1 protein-coding gene is annotated in these 381 nt (G+C 32.3%); it reads right to left on the reverse strand.

The window, feature by feature from the left end:
* Positions 1–31: 31 nt before the first annotated feature.
* Positions 32–381 (reverse strand): aminotransferase class III-fold pyridoxal phosphate-dependent enzyme (locus I6F28_RS37270; protein WP_225143988.1); only part of this gene is annotated, 350 nt, incomplete at its 5' end.

A 381-nucleotide genomic window follows, 5' to 3' on the forward strand; every position in this document is an offset into this window, starting at 1 on the left:
CCCTTGTAATATGCGTTTAGCCAAATTCATATTAACACTTCCTATCTAAAATGTTATGTACTGCCTTTTTAAAAATACGTACCATCGTTTTTACTTCTTTATTTGACATACTTAACACTGGCACAAACGTAATGACATTTTCTAAATTTCTAATCATTAGCCCGTTTTCTTTACAATTACGTACAATACGTTCAACTTTTTCAATTTCTAACGGCGTTTTACTATCTTTATCTGTAACTAATTCAACTCCAAACATTAAGCCTCGACCTCTTACATCACCAACATTTCGATGACGCTTCAGCGCATGTAACTGTTTCTCAAGTGTTGATGATGTCGTTTCAATATGTGACAATAACTTACGTTTTTCATAAAGTCTTATAT

It is taken from the genome of Bradyrhizobium sp. NBAIM14, from assembly GCF_020193895.1.
In the GTDB taxonomy this organism is placed as follows: domain Bacteria; phylum Pseudomonadota; class Alphaproteobacteria; order Rhizobiales; family Xanthobacteraceae; genus Bradyrhizobium; species Bradyrhizobium yuanmingense.